Consider the following 18,340-nt stretch of genomic DNA (forward strand, 5'->3'; position numbering starts at 1 on the left):
GTAAGGGGTAAAAAAATTGAAAATATTTAATTTGATATGGCAAATAGGTTTGTTGTATGTCATTTATGTTATTGGCACGTTCCTTCAAAAATTGTTTCATTTAATGATTCCAGGAAGCATTATAGGCATGTTGATTCTTTTCGCTCTTTTGCATTACGAGCCTTTTCAAAATTTAGTGAAAGACGGGTGCTCTTTTTTAGTCAAGCATCTTGCCCTTTTATTTATTCCTGCGACAGTTGGGGTGATGGAATATTTTTCGCTGTTCCAATCAAAAGGTATCTTGACAGTATTCATTGTCATTATTAGCACGGTGCTGGTGATGTCCATTTCATCTTTCGTCAGCCAGATGACCGCTGCCAAAAAAAAAGCAGGCTGCTGGGCAGAATGGGAGTGATCAAAGCTTATGAAAATAATAGTCTCCATCTTAATGATACTTGCTACAGTGCTGATTTATTGGCTAATGGTTAAATTGTACAATAAAATCCATATTCCATTATTAGTTCCGATTGCCACTTCAACATTTGTCATCATTAGTTTATTGATTACATTTCATATTTCGTATCATACGTACATGTATGGAGGAAAATGGATTGATGAGCTTCTAGGCCCTGCCGTAGTCGCGCTGGCATTCCCGCTGTACAAGCATCGATCAACATTGAAAAAGTACGCTGTATCAATTGTTTTGAGCGTTGTCGTCGGCACGATTATCGGGCTGTGTTCAGGAATTATGATGGCTGTTTTATTCGGAATAGATAAGGAACTGATTCTTTCGCTTGCACCCAAATCGGTCACTTCGCCGATAGCTATGGATATCACAGACATAATTGGAGGTAATCCTACCCTTGCTGCAGTTTATGTCATGATAGCAGGAATATTTGGTGCGATGTTTGGACCTTATTTATTGAAATTACTTCGCATAAATCATCCAATTGCTATTGGGATCGGATATGGTACAGCTTCCCACGGAATTGGCACAGCGAGGGCAGCAGAATACGGCAGTCTGGAAGGAGCAATCGGTTCGATTTCGATGACGTTAAGCGCTATATTTGCTTCCATTATCTGCCCGTACGTTGTTCAGCTATTTTTGTAGAGATAAAGAGGAGATGACGCGATCTTGGCTCAGTTGATTAAAATGGAGGATTATATATCAAGGTATGAAATAGATCTAAATCGTTATGCCAATCAATTTATCCGCTTGAAAAAACAACAGTGGGAAGAAATTAAAAAAAGGTTTGAGAGTATCCAATTTGCTCATTCAACCTTAGATAGTGAAAAACAATTGTTTTTAGATCGGATTTTCAACTCCCAGCTTGTATGGGCAAGCTCTACCATTCGGGAAATTTCCCCGATGGATGAAGCTTTTGAAAAGGATTCGCTGCTCAAATATTTTTTGCAGCGGTTTCCTGACACTTATTTTGTCATGTATTATCCGGTTTTTCTTATTAAAAAAGCCTCTGTCCAAGGAGAAATTATCATCATTCGGCCAACAGATGTCGTATGCCTTACCGCATTAGAATATAAAGAAAACAACGTATTAATCGGTACAAAACAGAAATTTTGGCTGAAACGGGACGATCAAGGCGAGAAAAAAATATTATCTCCCATTATCGGATTGGAGCGGACAGCAAATATAGTAAAACAGATTTTATCAAATGCGGAGGTTGACTTTCCAATTCGAAAAATATTATTAAACAGAACGGGATATATACATGCTTCAGAGCTGCCGGCAGATATTGAAATAATTGATGTGAGAAGCTACGACGACTGGTTTCAAAATATGCGGCGCCAGCCTTCTCCTTTTAAAAATATGCAACTAAAAGCTGTAAAGGCTCTTTTAGCATCATGTGCAACAAATGCGGTAAAACGATTTAATGAATGAATTTTTTGAAAATGTTCGATTACATGTTGTTCTTTATGGAAGTATGAGGGTATGTTTTTACTTTTTCTTGACGAAAAAGACTGTTAGAAGATAAAATTTATTATGGATAGCTATTGGAAACATCTCATTCAATTCAATAGCTGTCTTTTTTATTGCGCAGGGTGAATCTACTAACGAAATGTGGGCTTGAAATTGAAGGTGAATTGGTTGGAAGACGTATTAGGTAGCGATTGGGAAATATCTCCGGCAGGAGGAGCGACAGGAGAAGCCTTTTATGCTGAAAAAAATGGAAAAAAACTGTTCCTAAAACGCAATTCTTCGCCGTTTTTAGCTGTTTTGTCAGCGGAAGGAATTGTTCCTAAGCTCGTTTGGACGAAAAGAATGGAAAACGGTGATGTGATTACGGCGCAGCATTGGCTAAACGGGCGCGGTTTAAAACCGAAAGATATGAAAAACGAGCACGTTGCGGAGCTCCTAAAGAAAATCCATCGGTCGTACGAACTACTTGATATGTTAAAACGTTTAGGAAAAGAGCCGCTCTCGCCTGAAACGCTGCTCGAAAATGTAAAAAAAGCAGCGGATTTGGAGCTTTTGGAGCTTCCGGTTATTCGACAAGCACTATGTTATTTGGAACAAAACGTGACAGAGGTGCAGCATAAAGAAGCTGTTGTTTGCCATTGTGATATTCATCATAACAACTGGCTTTTATCTGAGGACAACCAATTGTATTTAATCGATTGGGATGGAGCAATGATTGCCGATCCGGCGATTGATTTAGGAATGCTGTTATATACTTACATTCATGAAAGTGAATGGGATGAATGGCTGAAAAAATACGGAGCTGATTTAACGGACGATTTAAAAGTTCGCATGCATTGGTATATGTTAGCTCAAGTCATTTTGTCCATCTCTTTTTTGAGAAAGAAAAACAATGAAAAAGAAATGGCGGAGCAGCTGGAATTTTTAAATGCTTTGCTTAGGAAAGGGCATTGATATCCTCAAGCCATTGAGTCAACTGCCCTTGATGTGAGGCGATAAAATCGGTTATATCGCTGGAATTTTTCCCGTTTTGGCAATAAGTATATATTGTTTCAAGCGATTGCTTTAACTGATCATTAACTTCAGCATTGGCCATTAATGACCGAATGAGGCGCTCTAATTGCTCATATTCCGCTACTGATCCGCAGCATTCACTTTCATGTTCAGATAAAATATCTTTCAGAAGCATCAGTTGATCACGATAATTCAATTGCATTCATTCTCACCCCATTTCTTTATTGATTAGAATATACATCATTTCGATTTCTATACAATAAAGAGCCGTTCAGTATACGGCTCTTTTGACATAGTAAAAAAATAAACAGAGGTGGAATATGCGTTTAAGAAATAAGCCTTGGGCCGGAGATTTTTTAAGAAATCATCCCCAATTTGTTATACAGCAGCCTTTTGAATGGAAAGGGAAATGGAACGATTTGTTCGGGAATGAGCATCCCGTTCATATAGAAGTCGGCACCGGCAAAGGACAGTTTATTGTCGGTATGGGGAAGCAAAATCCGCATATTAATTATATCGGCATTGAGCTTCAGGAAAGCGTCCTCGTCTCGGCTTTAAAAAAATTAAAAGAAGAGGAACTTCCGAATGTAAAGCTTATGAACATAAATGCGAGCCAGTTAGCTGAAATTTTTGCGAAAGGCGAGGTTGAGCGAATCTATTTAAATTTTTCAGATCCTTGGCCAAAAAAACGCCATGCGAAGCGGCGCTTGACACATCATTCCTTTCTTTCCATTTTTGAGAGCATTTTAGCTGATGAAGGTGAAATTCATTTTAAAACGGATAACCAAAGGCTGTTTGAATATTCGCTTGTCAGTTTTTCCGAATACGGATTTTTATTGAAATGGGTAAGTTTAGATCTTCACCAAAGTGATTTTACAGACAATGTAATGACGGAATACGAAGAGAAATTTTCCAAAAAAGGACAAAAGATTTATAGGGCGGAAGTGAAATTGCGAAAGTGAAAATTCGGTAAAGACAAACATCCCTGCACGATAGTGTGCGGGATGTTTTTTTGATAAAAAATGGAATTTTCGAGGGATGAATCTTCTGCACTCTTCAGTCTTTTACTTAAGCAAAAACTTTAGGGGAATTGATTTGTTTCGTACACGTGAGGATTCCGTAAGCACATTTTTAAAATGTTCAGATTTATCGTTTCATTTTTATTCATCATTCGATCTTCGAGAAAAGAGAAAGCCAGTCTTTTACGCGGCGCCTCGCCGCAAACATCGAGGCCGATCACTTTTTTTTCATTTAATATTGTCCGCAAATAAAAAAGCAATGTCGCAGCACTCATTGTACCTTGGTCCCAGTTTGTCACCGCCTCCCCTTTTTTTAAAACATCTTTGTCGATGCTAATATAAACAAAATCATTTTGTATTTGTTGAATTTGTTGTAAAATATACGGATGATTTTCAGGTGTATACGGGATGACCTTGACTTTTTCTATTTCTTGTTTTTCTGTCCATTTTGGACCGATGATAATGGCTTTTGTTAAAAAAGGATTGTCTTTTAGCGCAAAAGATAACCATGAGCCGCAAGAAATTGGCATGTTCCTCCCGATTGCAGAATCGTCTAAGTCTGTATGATGGTCAAATAGAAGAAGGGTAAACGGAAGTTTTATTTCATTCAACAGGAGATATGTAACATAGTGATAATCGCCGCTGCCGATGAACGTAATTCCTTTTTGCTTGCGGCTCAACAGCTTTCTTTTTATTACTTTTAACGATTGTCCGTCACAAAACAGCCGGGTTCCTTCTAAATCAGTGAAATCAATGCATTCGTGAGAATACGATTGTAATTTTCTTTGATAATGGTATGTTTCATCAAAATGTAAAATCGTCACACCTTTTTTAACAATCCCCATTTTTTTCACTCCCCAAAGAGACAAAGAAATTTGTTTTCTCTGTTTCTTGTTAAGAGGAAAGCTGATTTACATGTAAAATGGTTCCGCTCGATGCATCGACAATAACTTCAAACTGTTCAGTTTTCCCTTTATAAAAACGGCTGATTCCTGCCTCATACACTTTATAAGATATATCATTTTTTTCATAATCTTGCGGGATGGTGTAAATCCAGGATCCGTTGATCGGGCCTTTTTGTTTAAAAGCTTTTTTCACCGATTCAAGTGCTTTTTCCGGCGAAAGAAACGGCTTTTTATATTCGTTTTTTAATACATATCCGACGGCAATCCCTGCTGCGAAGCCGATCAGGAAATTTTTCCATTTCACAATCTTCCCTCCTTAAACAATTTACTATTAGTATAACGCAGTTTTGTTACATTTGTGGAATATACATTCATCATTCGCTAAAATAAGTTTATACATATTTTGTGTACGTGATGGTCTAAATTAAGCTAAAGAAGGGGATATAAACATGAACAACGAAACGTTGGATTTATTTAAAACATTAACAGAGCTGCCGGGTGCATCAGGCAATGAACACGCTGTTCGCTCATTTATGCGCAAAGAGCTAGAAAAATATGCAGATGAGATCGTTCAAGACAAACTCGGCAGCATTTTTGGAGTGAAAAAAGGCAGTGAGGATGGACCAACTATAATGGTTGCAGGCCATATGGACGAGGTAGGCTTTATGGTCACATCTATTACAGAAAATGGAATGATCCGCTTTCAACCGCTGGGAGGATGGTGGAGTCAGGTTTTGCTGGCGCAGCGCGTGCAAATTATAACTGAACGCGGTCCGGTGATCGGCGTGATCGCATCCATCCCTCCGCATTTGCTCAATGAGGAAGTTCGGAAAAAGCCGATGGAGATTAAAAATATGCTGATTGATATCGGCGCTGATAATCGCTCAGATGCGGAAGCCATAGGAATCAAGCCAGGACAGCAAATTGTTCCGGTCTGCCCGTTTACGCCGATGGCTAATTCGAAAAAAATTTTGGCAAAAGCTTGGGACAACAGGTATGGATGCGGGCTGGCCATTGAGCTGTTGAAAGAAGTGAAAGATGAAACATTGCCAAACGTTTTGTATTCTGGAGCGACTGTCCAGGAAGAAGTAGGGTTAAGGGGAGCGCAAACGGCCGCCAATTTGATTAAGCCGGACATCTTTTTTGCATTGGATGCGAGTCCTGCCAACGACATGAGCGGGGACAAAAACGAATTTGGTCAGCTTGGAAAAGGAGTTCTGCTGAGAATTTATGATCGGACAATGGTCACTCATCGGGGAATGCGGGAATTTATTCTTGACACAGCTGAAACAAACAATATTCCATATCAATATTTTACATCCCAAGGCGGAACAGATGCAGGCCGAGTACATATTTCTGGCAGCGGTGTGCCTTCAGCGGTAATCGGAATATGCGCCCGATATATTCATACTCATGCTTCGATGATCCATGTCGATGATTATTTAGCAGCAAAAGAATTGCTTGTGAAGCTCATAAAAGCTTGCGATCGATCCACTGTTGAAAAAATTAAGCAAAACGTTTAACATAAAACATTCCGGAGGGCAAAAATGAATGTCGCAATCGGATCGAAAAACCTGGCGAAAATCAATGCGGTGAAGGAGACCTTTTCTCTTTTGGAAGAGAAGAACATGGAATTCATCTCAGTTGATGTTCCATCCGGGGTTTCAACACAGCCATTTTCCGATGAGGAAACATTGCAGGGGGCATTAAATCGGGCAAAAAATGTCTTTGAAAAAGTTAAACCGGATCTTTCGGTTGGTCTTGAGGGGGGTGTGGATGTTACACCTCGCGGATTGTTTTTATGCAATTGGGGTGCATTAATTGATAAAGATGGAAATGAATATATTGCTGGAGGGGCGAGAATCCCGCTCCCGAATGAATTTCTTGAGCCTTTGAAAAAAGGCTTGGAGCTTGGAGATGTAATGGATGCATATGCGAAAAAAAGAAATGTGAGACATCGAGAAGGAGCAATCGGAATCTTTACAAACGGCTTTATCGACCGGAAAGAAATGTTTGCACATATCATGAAGCTGTTAATAGGACAATATCAATTTTCCAAAAAAAATTAACTTTGATCGGCTCAGGCATGCGAGTTAGTAGCTTTTTTTGCTGAGATTTGTTACGATGCCAATGAAAAAAGATAAAAGGAGACTTTTAGAGATGGAAAACATTCAATCTGTTGATCATTTTTGGGAGCTTACGAAAGGAAAAAATGCTTTATTTGTATTTTCGGCTGATTGGTGTCCAGATTGCGGGTTTATTAAGCCGCATCTTCCTGAATTGGAAAAGGAGAATCCGCAGTTCGCATTTTATTATGTCGATCGGGATGAATATATCGATTTATGCGCAGAATTAAATGTTTTTGGCATCCCAAGCTTTATCGCATTTAACGAGGGAAAAGAGATCGGACGCTTCGTCAGCAAAGATCGGAAAACAAAAGAGGAAGTTCAGCAATTTTTAGATGGCTTAAATCTTTAATATAAAGAAAATAAAAAGGAGATGATCAGCCTTATGAATTCTGAACAAATGGTCGAATTGTTAAAAGAGAAGTTAAATGATTACTCATTTCACTTTTCATTTAATCGAAAAAAGGATACGTTAAGAATCGAAGATCCAGAATTGAAAAAAGGGCTGACACTCTCCTTGCCAGGTATTATTTCAAAATGGAACGAAAAAAAAGAAAAAGCGATTGATGAATTCGTTTATTACATAACCGAGTCTCTCTCAGCTATGAAAAATGAAGGTGCATTAAGCGGCAAGGAAAAACAGATTTATCCTGTCATTCGCTCAACTTCCTTTCCGGTTGAGTCGAATGGCGTTCCTCTTATTTTTGAGGATCATACTGCTGAGACCCGAATTTATTATGCCCTTGATCTCGGAAATTCGTATCGCCTAATTGATGAACAGATGATGAAGAAGGAGAATTGGACGCGCCAGCAATTGAAGGAAATGGCTGCCTTTAATTTGCGTTCATTGCCGACAAAAGTAAAAGAAGATAAGGTCGCAGGCAATGTTTTTTATTTTTTTAATTCAAATGACGGCTACGATGCCAGCAGGATTTTAAATGAGTCAATTTTAAAAGAATATGAATCAAAAGTTCAAGGGGATATGACTGTCAGCGTCCCTCATCAAGACGTGCTGATCATAGGCGACATTCGAAATGAAACGGGTTATGACGTGCTGGCACAGCTGACGATGAGCTTTTTTACAAATGGGAGGGTGCCGATTACGGCTTTATCCTTTATTTATGAAAACAAAAAGCTCGAACCGATCTTTATTTTGGCAAAAAACCGCAGAAAACTGACGAAAGGAGACGATGACAAGCAATGAATGTATTTTACAATAAAGAAGGAATCGGCGATGTACTCATCATCTCTTTAAAAGATATACCGTATGAACAGAAGCGGTTTGAAAGAAAAGGAGATGTTGTAAAAATATTTGATGCTGAAACTAATGAAACAGCAGGCTTCAACATTTTTCAGGCAACTTCTTATTTTTCGCTTGACGGAAACGGCCAATTAGATGTAACGGCAGAAATGGTGGAAAAGACCAATCAAACAATTGCGCAAAACGGTTTTTCAGATAAGCTGGAGGCGGATTTATCACCGAAATTTGTCGTTGGCCATGTATTGGAAAAAGAAAAGCATCCGAACGCTGACAAATTAAGTGTATGCAAAGTCGATGTGGGGGATGAAGTGCTTCAAATTGTTTGCGGGGCACCGAATGTTGCGGCTGGACAAAAAGTTGTTGTTGCAAAGGTAGGAGCGGTTATGCCAAGCGGAATGGTGATAAAAGAAGCTGAACTAAGAGGCATTTCCTCGAGCGGCATGATCTGTTCGGCAAAAGAATTAAACCTGCCCAATGCACCAAAAGAAAAAGGGATTCTTGTATTGGAAGATAGTCGAAAGCCAGGGGAGCCGTTTTTTAAGTAAAAATGCGATAAAATTTCAAAAAAACACGCGGAAAACATTTTGTTTGCCGCGTGTTTTTTATATGATGATTTATTAATTTTTGACTCATTTTAAATCATGATTCAACCGTTCCACTGAATGAAATGAGCGGTGATCAGGAAAATAGCAGATAATCCAAACCAAATTAAAAATAATGGTACATAAAAGCGAACCCATTTTTGCCATGAAACTCCAGCTAGTGCTAGTGCAGCCATAAAATATCCTGAAGTTGGAAATAATATGTTGCCTAGCCCGTCTCCAAATTGGTAGGCCAAAACAGCTGTTTGTCTCGTAACTCCGATTAAATCAGAAAGCGGAGCTAAAATCGGCATAGTAACTAATGCTTGTCCGCTGCCTGACGGAATTAAAAAGCTAAATAGCATTTGGACAATAAACATCCCGATGACACTAAATGTTCCTGGTATTTCGCCTACTATCGTTCCTAGTGTATGGACAATGGTGTCCATTATTTGTCCGTCTTCCATAACTACTGATACTGCTCTGGCAATACCAACAATGATTGCCCCAACTAAAACTTCACGAAAACCGTCATTAAATGCTTCGCAAATATCGTTTAATGTTAATCCAGCGATCAGACCTACAACCACACCCATTATAATGAACAGTCCAGCCATTTCTAACATAAACCAGCCTTGAGTTAAAACACCGTACACTAATAAGACAAAAAAGGATAACAAGGCAAAAGAAGCAGCTTTTTGTTTTTTATTCATTTCATTCCTTTTGGATACAGATTGATTGAAGTACATATTCCTTTTAGCATGATCGTCTTTATATACTAAGCTTGCTTCAGGATTCTTTTTAACTTTTTTAGCATATTGCATAATGTAAATCATTCCTGCTAAAACAAAGACAACGAAAGCCGCTATGCGAAATTCTATACCTGAGTATATTGGAAGTCCTGCAATTTTTTGACCTAAACCAGTATTAATCGGGTTAAGAAAGCCTGTCATAAAACCAGCAGTAGTTGCAACTAAAGCAACCGCCGCCGCCACCATTGAATCAAATCCTAAAGCAATAAATAGGGGGAGAATTACAGGTATATAAACTAAACTAAGTTCTTGCGTTCCAATTAAACTGCATATAATTGCGAATACAGTCATTAAAACTGGAATTAACACAATACCATTGGAAGCAAATGTTTTTGCTAGTTTCTCTACTCCTATTTCTATAAGTCCTGTTTTTCGAATAACGGCAAATGTACCGCCGATGATCAAAGTGAAAAAAACGACATCACTTGCTGCAACTAATCCTTTTGGGACTGCCATCATAAATTCAACAGGACTTACAGGTGCTGCTTCAACAAAATCAAATGAGTTTGGATCAATCGTTGTTCTTCCTTCAGGTCCTGGAATACGTTCATAAACGCCAGCAGGTACAAAATAAGTAGCGGCTGTAGCAAGAATTATTAAAACAAACAATATGACATAAATATGAGGCATTCTTAATTTCTTTTTCTCCAATTGTGGTTTTTGATTAATAAAAGCTGCATTTTTTACACCTTTTTCAGCTTCCATTTTTTATCCCTCCTCCTCTGTTTGTGACACTTTATGTTCATTTTTATAACATAATAATTTGTGGTAGCTATTCTGTCATTGGTTATTTTCACTGAAAATGAACTATTTTTTTGTAAAATCTATTAAATTTTACAATTATTTTAATTTGAAAAACGAAATCATGTTATAAAAAATAACATAAAATTATTTAAGTTTTCAAAAAGTGCTGATTGAGATAGAGGTATGGATCGGATGTACGAGCGAAAAAGGGAAGTTAATAAAAACTTATTGAATGTGATAAGAAAACGAAAACAACGAATTTTCAAAAAAGTCTTCCAATCTGTATTAATCTGTTATATATTAAAAATGTAATTTAAAAACTGTTTTATAACAAGGTAGGTGAGGAAACGTGAAGGCTAGTGCAGCATCTAGGCTGGAAGTGAAGGGAACTCTTCTGCCTTCTTACAGGGAGATTTTAACGAACGAAGCCCTTCAGTTCGTTGAAAAGCTTGAACAAACATTTGGTTCAAGAAGAATCGAGCTGCTTGAACTGAGGAAAGAACGGGAAAGGCGAATTAATGAAGGGGAGAAGCCGTCGTTTTTAAAGGAGACGGAACATATTCGAAAAGGGGACTGGACGATACCGCCTGTTCCAAAAGATTTGCAGGATCGCAGAGTTGAAATTACTGGACCTGTCGACCGGAAAATGATTATCAATGCCTTAAATTCAGGCGCAAAAGTTTTTATGGCGGACTTTGAAGATGCCACATCACCGACTTGGGAAAATATTGTGGAAGGACAAATTCACTTAAGGGATGCGGTCAACAAAACGATTGAATATGTGAATGAAAACGGAAAGGTATATAAGCTGAATGAAGAAACGGCAACGCTGATCGTGCGGCCGAGAGGACTCCATCTAGAAGAAAAACATGTCCTATTGGACGGAAAACGGATTTCAGGCAGTCTGTTTGATTTTGGCCTTTATTTCTTCCACAATGCAAAAGAACTGATCAAAAGAGGAAGCGGACCTTACTTTTATTTGCCGAAGCTGGAAAGCCACTTAGAAGCCAGATGGTGGAACGATGTTTTCTGTTTCGCGCAAGATGAATTGGGGGTAAAGCGGGGGACGATTAAAGCGACCGTTCTGATTGAAACGATATTGGCCGCGTTTGAAATGGACGAAATATTATACGAGCTGAAAGAGCATTCAGCTGGATTGAATTGCGGCAGATGGGATTATATTTTCAGCTATCTGAAAAAATTCCGAAACGATCAAAACGTCATTTTACCTGATCGGGCGCAAGTAACGATGACGGTTCCGTTTATGAGGGCGTATTCTCTGCTCGCGATTAAAACGTGCCATCGCCGGAACGTTCATGCCATTGGAGGAATGGCAGCGCAAATTCCGGTTAAAGATGATCCGGTGAAAAATGAAGAGGCGTTCCAAAAAGTGCGCGCTGATAAAGAGCGGGAAGCGAAAGATGGACACGATGGCACATGGGTGGCACATCCTGCGCTTGTACCGGTTGCCAAAGAAATTTTTGACCAATATATGAAACAACCTAACCAGATTGATAAACAGCTAGATGTTGAGATTTCAGCAGAACAGCTTCTTGAAGTCCCGGAAGGAACAATTACAGAGCAAGGATTAAGAACGAACATTGATGTCGGCATTCGTTATCTTGCATCATGGCTTTCTGGAAGAGGAGCTGCACCTATCCACAATTTGATGGAGGATGCTGCAACGGCAGAAATTTCAAGGGCACAGGTATGGCAATGGATTCGTCATCCAAAGGGGGTGTTGGAGGACGGACGGAAGGTTACAATAGAGCTTTATGAAAAAATTAAGCAGGAAGAGCTGGAAAAAATAAAACAAGAGTTTGGTGAAGAAGCCTATCAAAAAGGGCGTTTTGATGAAGCGGCGAAATTGTTTGATGAGCTTGTGAGAAATGATGAATTCGTAGATTTTCTGACGCTTCCAGGCTATGAAAGATTAAATTAAAAAATATTTCAAAAAAGGGGAGAGAAAAGATGACATTACAAGAAAAAGCGAGACAATTGCAAGAAAGCTGGGAGAAAGATGAACGCTGGAAAGGGATTACACGCCCTTATTCGGCTGAAGATGTGTTGAAGCTTAGAGGTTCCATTGAAATCGAATATACTCTTGCCAGAAGAGGAGCAGAAAAATTTTGGAATTTAATGAAAACTGAGGAATACGTAAATGCCCTCGGAGCTTTGACAGGAAATCAAGCTGTCCAACAAGTAAAAGCCGGATTAAAAGCAATTTACTTAAGCGGCTGGCAAGTGGCAGCAGATGCTAATCTTGCGGGGCAAATGTATCCGGATCAAAGCTTGTATCCTGCTAACAGCGTGCCGCATGTCGTAAAGCGGATTAATCAAGCTTTGCAGCGGGCAGATCAGATCCATCATATGGAAGGGGATCATTCAATTGATTGGTTCGTTCCAATTGTTGCGGATGCTGAAGCTGGATTTGGCGGTCAGTTGAACGTTTTTGAATTGATGAAGGCGATGATTGAAGCAGGAGCAGCTGCTGTTCACTTCGAGGATCAATTGTCTTCTGAGAAAAAATGCGGCCATTTAGGCGGAAAAGTTTTGCTCCCGACACAAACAGCTATTCGCAATTTGATTGCTGCAAGACTGGCTGCTGATGTGATGAATGTTCCGACTGTTATCATTGCTCGTACTGATGCCAATGCGGCTGATTTGATCACAAGCGACATCGATGACAGGGATAAAGAGTTTATTACTGGGGAACGGACACAGGAAGGATTTTTCCGCACTCGCGCTGGTCTTGATCAAGCAATTGCTAGAGGTTTGGCATATGCGCCATACGCAGACATGATTTGGTGTGAAACATCTGAACCTAATTTGGAAGAAGCACGGAAGTTTGCTGAGGCTATTCATAAAGAATTCCCAGGCAAGTTATTGGCATATAACTGCTCACCTTCCTTTAATTGGAAGAAAAAGCTTGATGACGATACTATCGCACGTTTCCAAAAGGAAATTGCTTCTTACGGCTACAAGTTCCAATTCGTTACTTTAGCTGGATTCCATGCATTGAATTACAGCATGTTTGAACTTGCACGCAAGTATAAAGATCATGGAATGGCTGCCTACTCTGAACTTCAGCAAGCCGAATTTAGAAGCGAACAGTATGGTTATACAGCAACACGGCATCAGAGGGAGGTTGGAACTGGTTATTTTGATGAGGTTGCCCAAGTGATTACTGGAGGTACTTCTTCTACAACCGCTTTAAAAGGGTCTACGGAAGCTGAACAATTTACCACAGCTTAATTGACTGGCCATAATCATTACCTTCACATAGATTGAGCCAATCCTCTGGGATTGGCTTTTTTTATCATTTAACGCACCCATTTCGCATATTCTTTGGATAGCTCCATAAATTTTTCTCTATCTTTTCGGTCCAGAGCATCATTAATTTTGTCTTCCAGCATTTTTTTTCGATGATTGAACCATGCTTCGTCCAGAATCATTTGGATGTATACATCCATCATGAAGTTTTCTGGATTTTCCTTCACAGAACGGGTCTTCATCAGTTCGGAATAAGATTTCCGGTTTTCCATAACCCATCACCTCTGATGCCTTTTTTATATTATATGGATTTCGGAAGGAAAAATCAACTTATAATTTGTAATTTTTAGAAAAATTATATTAACACCTGAATCCGTGACAAAACATCTTTACAATGGTCGCAAACCGTTGATACGATAAGGGAAAACGACGTTGACGATTCTTCATCAAGTAGGTGATGTGATGAAAGATTTCCCGATTCGGTTTGTATTGACAGATGAAGCGATTACCCCAAGTGCTGGGCTTGCTCTCGTTGGCTACTTACTCCATCGAACGAAACTGGATAAACGGGTAAACGCACTTCGGCTTCCAACGGTTCGTCGAGAAGTGCACATTTCCCATAGCGATGTCATTCGCTCGATGATTGGCTTGCTTGCCACAGGAAAAACGGATTTCGATCATATCGAAGCGTATCGTCAGGACGATATCTTTTCGGCATCGATGGGGATTCAGCACGTGCCTTCCTCTCCAACCTTGCGACAACGACTCGATCAGCTCGCTTGTCTTCCGATGACCGAAACGATTCTTTGGGAGGAGTCCATACGTCTGTTGATTCAACGACATGCCACTTTGTCCCCTTGTTGGACCAAAGGAAAGACGACATGGCTTCCCCTTGATATAGATGGTTCCCCATTTGACAACTCCGATACGAAAAAAGAAGGAGTCAGTCGAACGTATAAAGGATTTGACGGTTTTACACCGTTGTTTGCGTATGCAGGGAAGGAAGGGTATCTCGTTCATGCCGAGTTGCGTCCAGGGAAACAACATGTGCAAGACAACATGCCCTCGTTTTTAGTCACCGCTATCCGTCGAGCTCGTCAACTGACTTCATCTCGTCTGCTTGTTCGCATGGATGCAGGAAACGATGCAGAAGCGAATGTGCACGTATGCCTAAAGGAAGACGTGGACTTTGTCATCAAGCGAAACTTACGCCGAGAATCGAAAGCGCTTTGGTTCCGGATCGCTTCGCAAAAGGGCAAACGTGTCGATGATGGACAAAGCGAAGGAGTACAAACCTATGAGCTATGCCTTCCACAGAAGGCAGCGATCGATGGAAACACGTATACGTACGTTCAAGTCACCCAAGTGACGGAACGGACGATGGAACGCAATGGACAGCTGATGCTCGTTCCTGATTATGAAGTGGAAAGCTATTGGGTGCGGCTCAAAGGATACGAGCATGTTCGAATGAGCGATGTGCTCGCGTTGTATCATGACCATGCGACATGCGAACAGTTTCATAGCGAACTGAAGAGCGACTTAGATTTAGAGCGGCTTCCATCTGGGAAGATGAAAACGAATGCGCTCGTGTTGGTCATGGGAGCCTTCGTTTACAATCTTCTTCGTCTGATTGGACAAGATCTATTAAGCGATCCGAGACATCCGTTGCACCACAAAGTGAAACGCCGCCGCATCAAGACGATTATTCAGACGGTGATCACGATGGCAGGGCGACTCGTCCGTCGATCACGACAGATCTGGATGAAACTGACGCGAAGGAGTGGCTATAGCGAGCCCCTACTGAACGTCTATCAGAAATGGAGAGAGGTAAGATAACGAACGAATGTTCGGGAACTGATGTCCAACGTCACTCCCTGTGCTTTTTTGTCTATTTTTTTGGTTCGTATACCTAAAAAAGAGATTTGTTCCATTTTCGGAAATAGAGATGACATAGGTCATAAGCATAAAAGGGGTTTTATGGATTATCAATCCATCAAAATTACAACAAAATCAAAGTCGATTTCAATTCATCACGGATTCAGGTTAACAATAACATCTTACCTTGATCTAATGCTTTGTATTTAAAAAATTTTAAAAAAATATAGAAATTTTGGAATTTTTATGATAGATTTGAATCAGTGAAAAAGAACTATTATATAGAAAAAATTAGGAGGTAAGAATTCTAGTGAGTACGAAGCAGTTTGAGGCAGAAAAATGTATTGTAAATGGGGAAACAATGGCAATTTTGCCTTTTAGAAAAGAACATCACTTGTACGCTAAAATTTTGGAAACTAGCGGAGAGCGCATAGTACCTATTCGACCTGTTTATGTTATTGATCAAAGCTGCCGTTATTATGGTTCAAGCTTTAAAGGAAGAGTTGAAGGATCAAAAGGGCTGCTTGGCATAACAAAAAAGCTTCCGATTGTCATTGATCCTGCCAATTCCCTTTATTTTTTTCCTACTCATTCACCCGCAAGGCATCAGTGCGCCTGGTTTTCCCATTCCCACATTTCCCGCTTTATGAAAACAGATTCGAATTGTACGGAAGTCATATTCCGTAACGGTCAGAAAATAGTTGCTGACATATCTCCATCTTCTTTTTCCCATCAATTTTATAAAACGGCACATCTTCGAACGATTATCTCTTCAAGAATTGAGCAGGAGCAGCGCCGCATGAACACAATCCTTTTTCCGAAGGAGCAGCATGCATATATTTATGAACAGCTCGTTCGCGAATTCAGAAAAGAAGATGGATAAGCTTTATCTTCCGGCACGCAAGCTGTCAATTTGCGTGCTTTTTTCCGTGTTAGAAAATGGGGGAGATTTCATTTTTTCTGTTATAAGGGGACAGGCATTCAACGGGCGAAACAAATAGTCCTGTTCCCTCATCTTCTGTAGCGAACGGTTTGGCCGTTGTCTTTCTTTTAAGATAAAAAGTCTAAGAGGTTGGAATGCCAGATTTTTTTTCAGTTTTAAACAAATAATGTTCAATCAGTTCATTTACTTTATTTCGGATTCTTGGATTGAAGTAGCTGTGGTGTTCTTCGTAGCCGTTATAGTAGAAAGTGTACGTTGTGAATGCTTCATCCTGTTTGGCTTTTAAAACTTTCACCTTTTGTCTGCGCAATTCTTTGCGAACCTCTGCCAAATCTTTTTGTACAAGCTTTAACGCCTCTTCAATTAGATGCAAATAAGGATCTTTCAGCTTGAATGGACTTTTTTTTACGACATTCATGTCTTTGTTCAGCACCGTAGCAGTCATCGGTAAGTAGATCGACTGTTCAATCAAATGGCGAATGTCGGTTGGTATTTTCGACATAGGGAATACCTCGCTTCAAAAGGAACGTATGTTCTGTTTTTTATTATAAAACAGGAAAATAAATCATTTCAATTAATTTTTTTCGGCAAAATTTTTCAACTTATGCTCAAAAGGTGTAAAATAAAAGGAGATGTTGAAGTAAGGAGTTAAGATATGGATGTCATTGCATTTTTCGATTCCATTACATTAGAAGATGTTGAACGAATCTTTAAAGAATACCGAGCGCTCGGACCTCTCCCAGGGATTCTGCTTCCGATGCTTGAGGCTTTTTTTCCGTTCTTGCCTCTTATTCTGTTTGTAATTGCGAACGCTAATTCATTCGGACTTTGGTTCGGCTTTTTGTACTCGTGGATCGGTTCATCGGCAGGCGCATTGCTCGTGTTTTTTTTAGTGCGAAAGTTTGGCCGGAAGCGTTTTTTAAATTTTTTAAGCAGACATGAAAAAGTAAGACGAATGATGAACTGGGTCGAACGGCACGGCTTTGCTCCTTTATTTTTAATGCTCTGTTTCCCTTTTACGCCTTCTGCGCTTGTAAATGTAGTAGCCGGCCTTTCCAAAATCAATGTGTGGCAGTTTGCGCTCGCTGTTTTATCAGGGAAGCTCGTGATGATTTTTATGCTTAGCTTATCAGGGTATGATTTACGGGAGCTGATTGAAGAGCCCGCCCGGTTGATCATTGTGTTTGTTGTGATGGCGCTCATGTGGTTTATCGGAAAAAGGATTGAGCAGCGTTTAAATGTTTCGTTAATTAAACGAAAAGATAAAAAGTAGGTGAAGAGCCGTGAGGAAAAAACGAGTTATTGCGGGAATCGTCACTTCAGCTCTTTTATCAACCGTTTTAATTAAAAATATTGCGTTTGCCGCGTACACTGTTGATGGCGTATCGATGCAGCCCACCTTAAAAGAAGGCCATCATTTTTATATAAATAAATTGACGAATCGGTTTAATAAAATTGAACGGTTTGACATTGTCGTGTTTCAGATGCCCGGCGAAAAGCAAGTTTTGGTTAAAAGGGTCATCGGCCTTCCAGGAGAAAAAATTGAATATCGAAACGATAAATTATATGTGAATGGGAAATATGTACCGGAACCATTTTTAAAGAAAAATAAAGAAAAAGTATATGGAAATCCGATCACAGGGAATTTTACATTAAAAGAAATAACTGGAAAAGAAGCGGTGCCGGAAAAATGTATTTTTGTCATTGGCGACAATCGGTTAAACAGCAGGGACAGCCGGCATTTTGGCTTTGTTCATGAAAAAAATGTGATCGGAGAGGTAAAACCGTAAACGATGATTCCTATTAGTTGGAAATTCGGATTGTCCGAATCGATGGATTTTCAAAACCATTTACAGTAAAATAAATGTA

22 protein-coding genes are annotated in these 18,340 nt (G+C 39.7%); 16 read left to right on the plus strand and 6 right to left on the minus strand.

Going from position 1 to position 18,340, the window contains the following annotated elements; translation table 11 throughout:
- The first annotated feature begins 16 nt into the window (after positions 1-16).
- The 4 genes from NSS70_RS05635 (at position 17) to NSS70_RS05650 (ending at position 2,872) form a co-directional block, all read left to right on the plus strand.
- On the plus strand, positions 17-394 hold the full coding sequence (locus NSS70_RS05635; RefSeq protein WP_311067008.1) for a CidA/LrgA family protein: 378 nt from the start codon (positions 17-19) through the stop codon (positions 392-394).
- 9 nt (positions 395-403) lie between these two features.
- Positions 404-1,090, plus strand: a complete 687-nt coding sequence (locus tag NSS70_RS05640; RefSeq protein ID WP_340881050.1) for an LrgB family protein — start codon at positions 404-406, stop codon at positions 1,088-1,090.
- A gap of 24 nt (positions 1,091-1,114) precedes the next feature.
- The gene (locus NSS70_RS05645; RefSeq protein WP_311067009.1) at positions 1,115-1,879 is read left to right on the plus strand and encodes an NERD domain-containing protein; all 765 of its coding nucleotides are present in this window, start codon (positions 1,115-1,117) and stop codon (positions 1,877-1,879) included.
- Positions 1,880-2,077: 198 nt separating this feature from the next.
- Positions 2,078-2,872, plus strand: coding sequence for a phosphotransferase family protein (locus tag NSS70_RS05650; RefSeq protein WP_340734404.1), 795 nt, complete (start codon positions 2,078-2,080; stop codon positions 2,870-2,872).
- Here the strand turns inward: NSS70_RS05650 and NSS70_RS05655 are convergent.
- Complete coding sequence (locus NSS70_RS05655) at positions 2,856-3,134, minus strand: YtzH-like family protein (protein WP_063386609.1); 279 nt, start codon at positions 3,132-3,134, stop codon at positions 2,856-2,858. The two genes, NSS70_RS05650 and NSS70_RS05655, sit on opposite strands and share 17 nt — an antisense overlap.
- Before the next feature lie 118 nt (positions 3,135-3,252).
- Here NSS70_RS05655 and trmB point away from each other — a divergent pair, with 118 nt between their 5' ends.
- A complete protein-coding gene (trmB, locus tag NSS70_RS05660) occupies positions 3,253-3,894 on the plus strand; it encodes a tRNA (guanosine(46)-N7)-methyltransferase TrmB (protein ID WP_339194619.1) in 642 nt (213 codons plus the stop codon).
- A gap of 119 nt (positions 3,895-4,013) precedes the next feature.
- Here trmB and NSS70_RS05665 read toward each other — a convergent pair whose 3' ends face one another.
- Together NSS70_RS05665 and NSS70_RS05670 are read right to left on the minus strand one after the other, a co-directional pair.
- On the minus strand, positions 4,014-4,796 hold the full coding sequence (locus NSS70_RS05665; protein ID WP_339194622.1) for an arginase family protein: 783 nt from the start codon (positions 4,794-4,796) through the stop codon (positions 4,014-4,016).
- Between the two features lie 49 nt (positions 4,797-4,845).
- On the minus strand, positions 4,846-5,160 hold the full coding sequence (locus NSS70_RS05670) for a PepSY domain-containing protein (RefSeq protein WP_063386612.1): 315 nt from the start codon (positions 5,158-5,160) through the stop codon (positions 4,846-4,848).
- A gap of 145 nt (positions 5,161-5,305) precedes the next feature.
- On the opposite strand from NSS70_RS05670, the gene NSS70_RS05675 reads away from it, so the two are divergent.
- From NSS70_RS05675 to ytpR, 5 genes are all read left to right on the plus strand, one after another.
- Positions 5,306-6,379: a M42 family metallopeptidase gene (locus NSS70_RS05675; RefSeq protein ID WP_063386613.1), complete on the plus strand. Its 1,074-nt coding sequence runs from the start codon at positions 5,306-5,308 to the stop codon at positions 6,377-6,379.
- 24 nt (positions 6,380-6,403) lie between these two features.
- Positions 6,404-6,925: a DUF84 family protein gene (locus NSS70_RS05680; RefSeq protein WP_327855821.1), complete on the plus strand. Its 522-nt coding sequence runs from the start codon at positions 6,404-6,406 to the stop codon at positions 6,923-6,925.
- 91 nt (positions 6,926-7,016) lie between these two features.
- Positions 7,017-7,334, plus strand: a complete 318-nt coding sequence (locus NSS70_RS05685; protein ID WP_063386615.1) for a thioredoxin family protein — start codon at positions 7,017-7,019, stop codon at positions 7,332-7,334.
- 33 nt (positions 7,335-7,367) lie between these two features.
- Entirely contained in the window at positions 7,368-8,186 is an 819-nt protein-coding gene (locus NSS70_RS05690) for a DUF1444 domain-containing protein (protein ID WP_063386616.1), read from the plus strand.
- Entirely contained in the window at positions 8,183-8,788 is a 606-nt protein-coding gene (gene ytpR, locus NSS70_RS05695) for a YtpR family tRNA-binding protein (protein ID WP_340881051.1), read from the plus strand. Before NSS70_RS05690 ends, ytpR begins: the two co-directional genes overlap by 4 nt.
- Positions 8,789-8,889: 101 nt before the next feature.
- Here ytpR and NSS70_RS05700 read toward each other — a convergent pair whose 3' ends face one another.
- Positions 8,890-10,341, minus strand: coding sequence for a YfcC family protein (locus NSS70_RS05700; RefSeq protein WP_339194629.1), 1,452 nt, complete (start codon positions 10,339-10,341; stop codon positions 8,890-8,892).
- Between the two features lie 418 nt (positions 10,342-10,759).
- Here NSS70_RS05700 and aceB point away from each other — a divergent pair, with 418 nt between their 5' ends.
- Positions 10,760-12,322, plus strand: a complete 1,563-nt coding sequence (gene aceB / locus NSS70_RS05705; RefSeq protein WP_412674458.1) for a malate synthase A — start codon at positions 10,760-10,762, stop codon at positions 12,320-12,322.
- A 29-nt stretch (positions 12,323-12,351) separates the two neighbouring features.
- Complete coding sequence (aceA, locus tag NSS70_RS05710; RefSeq protein ID WP_339194632.1) at positions 12,352-13,635, plus strand: isocitrate lyase; 1,284 nt, start codon at positions 12,352-12,354, stop codon at positions 13,633-13,635.
- Positions 13,636-13,703: 68 nt separating this feature from the next.
- Here aceA and NSS70_RS05715 read toward each other — a convergent pair whose 3' ends face one another.
- A complete protein-coding gene (locus NSS70_RS05715; RefSeq protein WP_063386620.1) occupies positions 13,704-13,925 on the minus strand; it encodes an IDEAL domain-containing protein in 222 nt (73 codons plus the stop codon).
- A gap of 190 nt (positions 13,926-14,115) precedes the next feature.
- Here NSS70_RS05715 and NSS70_RS05720 point away from each other — a divergent pair, with 190 nt between their 5' ends.
- Together NSS70_RS05720 and NSS70_RS05725 are read left to right on the plus strand one after the other, a co-directional pair.
- Positions 14,116-15,489: an IS1380 family transposase gene (locus NSS70_RS05720; protein WP_340882478.1), complete on the plus strand. Its 1,374-nt coding sequence runs from the start codon at positions 14,116-14,118 to the stop codon at positions 15,487-15,489.
- 349 nt (positions 15,490-15,838) lie between these two features.
- Positions 15,839-16,411: a competence protein ComK gene (locus NSS70_RS05725; protein ID WP_082829581.1), complete on the plus strand. Its 573-nt coding sequence runs from the start codon at positions 15,839-15,841 to the stop codon at positions 16,409-16,411.
- A gap of 181 nt (positions 16,412-16,592) precedes the next feature.
- On the opposite strand, the gene NSS70_RS05730 is transcribed toward NSS70_RS05725, so the two are convergent.
- Positions 16,593-16,973: a hypothetical protein gene (locus NSS70_RS05730; RefSeq protein ID WP_063386621.1), complete on the minus strand. Its 381-nt coding sequence runs from the start codon at positions 16,971-16,973 to the stop codon at positions 16,593-16,595.
- Between the two features lie 153 nt (positions 16,974-17,126).
- Between NSS70_RS05730 and NSS70_RS05735 the strand changes: the two genes are divergently transcribed.
- Both NSS70_RS05735 and lepB read left to right on the plus strand, forming a co-directional pair.
- Positions 17,127-17,744 (plus strand): TVP38/TMEM64 family protein, encoded by a 618-nt coding sequence (locus tag NSS70_RS05735; RefSeq protein WP_327848359.1) that lies wholly within the window; start codon positions 17,127-17,129, stop codon positions 17,742-17,744.
- Between the two features lie 10 nt (positions 17,745-17,754).
- The gene (gene lepB, locus NSS70_RS05740) at positions 17,755-18,261 is read left to right on the plus strand and encodes a signal peptidase I (RefSeq protein ID WP_063386623.1); all 507 of its coding nucleotides are present in this window, start codon (positions 17,755-17,757) and stop codon (positions 18,259-18,261) included.
- Positions 18,262-18,340 lie beyond the last annotated feature (79 nt).

This window comes from Aeribacillus sp. FSL K6-2848, from assembly GCF_038004325.1.
Lineage (GTDB): Bacteria > Bacillota > Bacilli > Bacillales > Aeribacillaceae > Aeribacillus > Aeribacillus composti.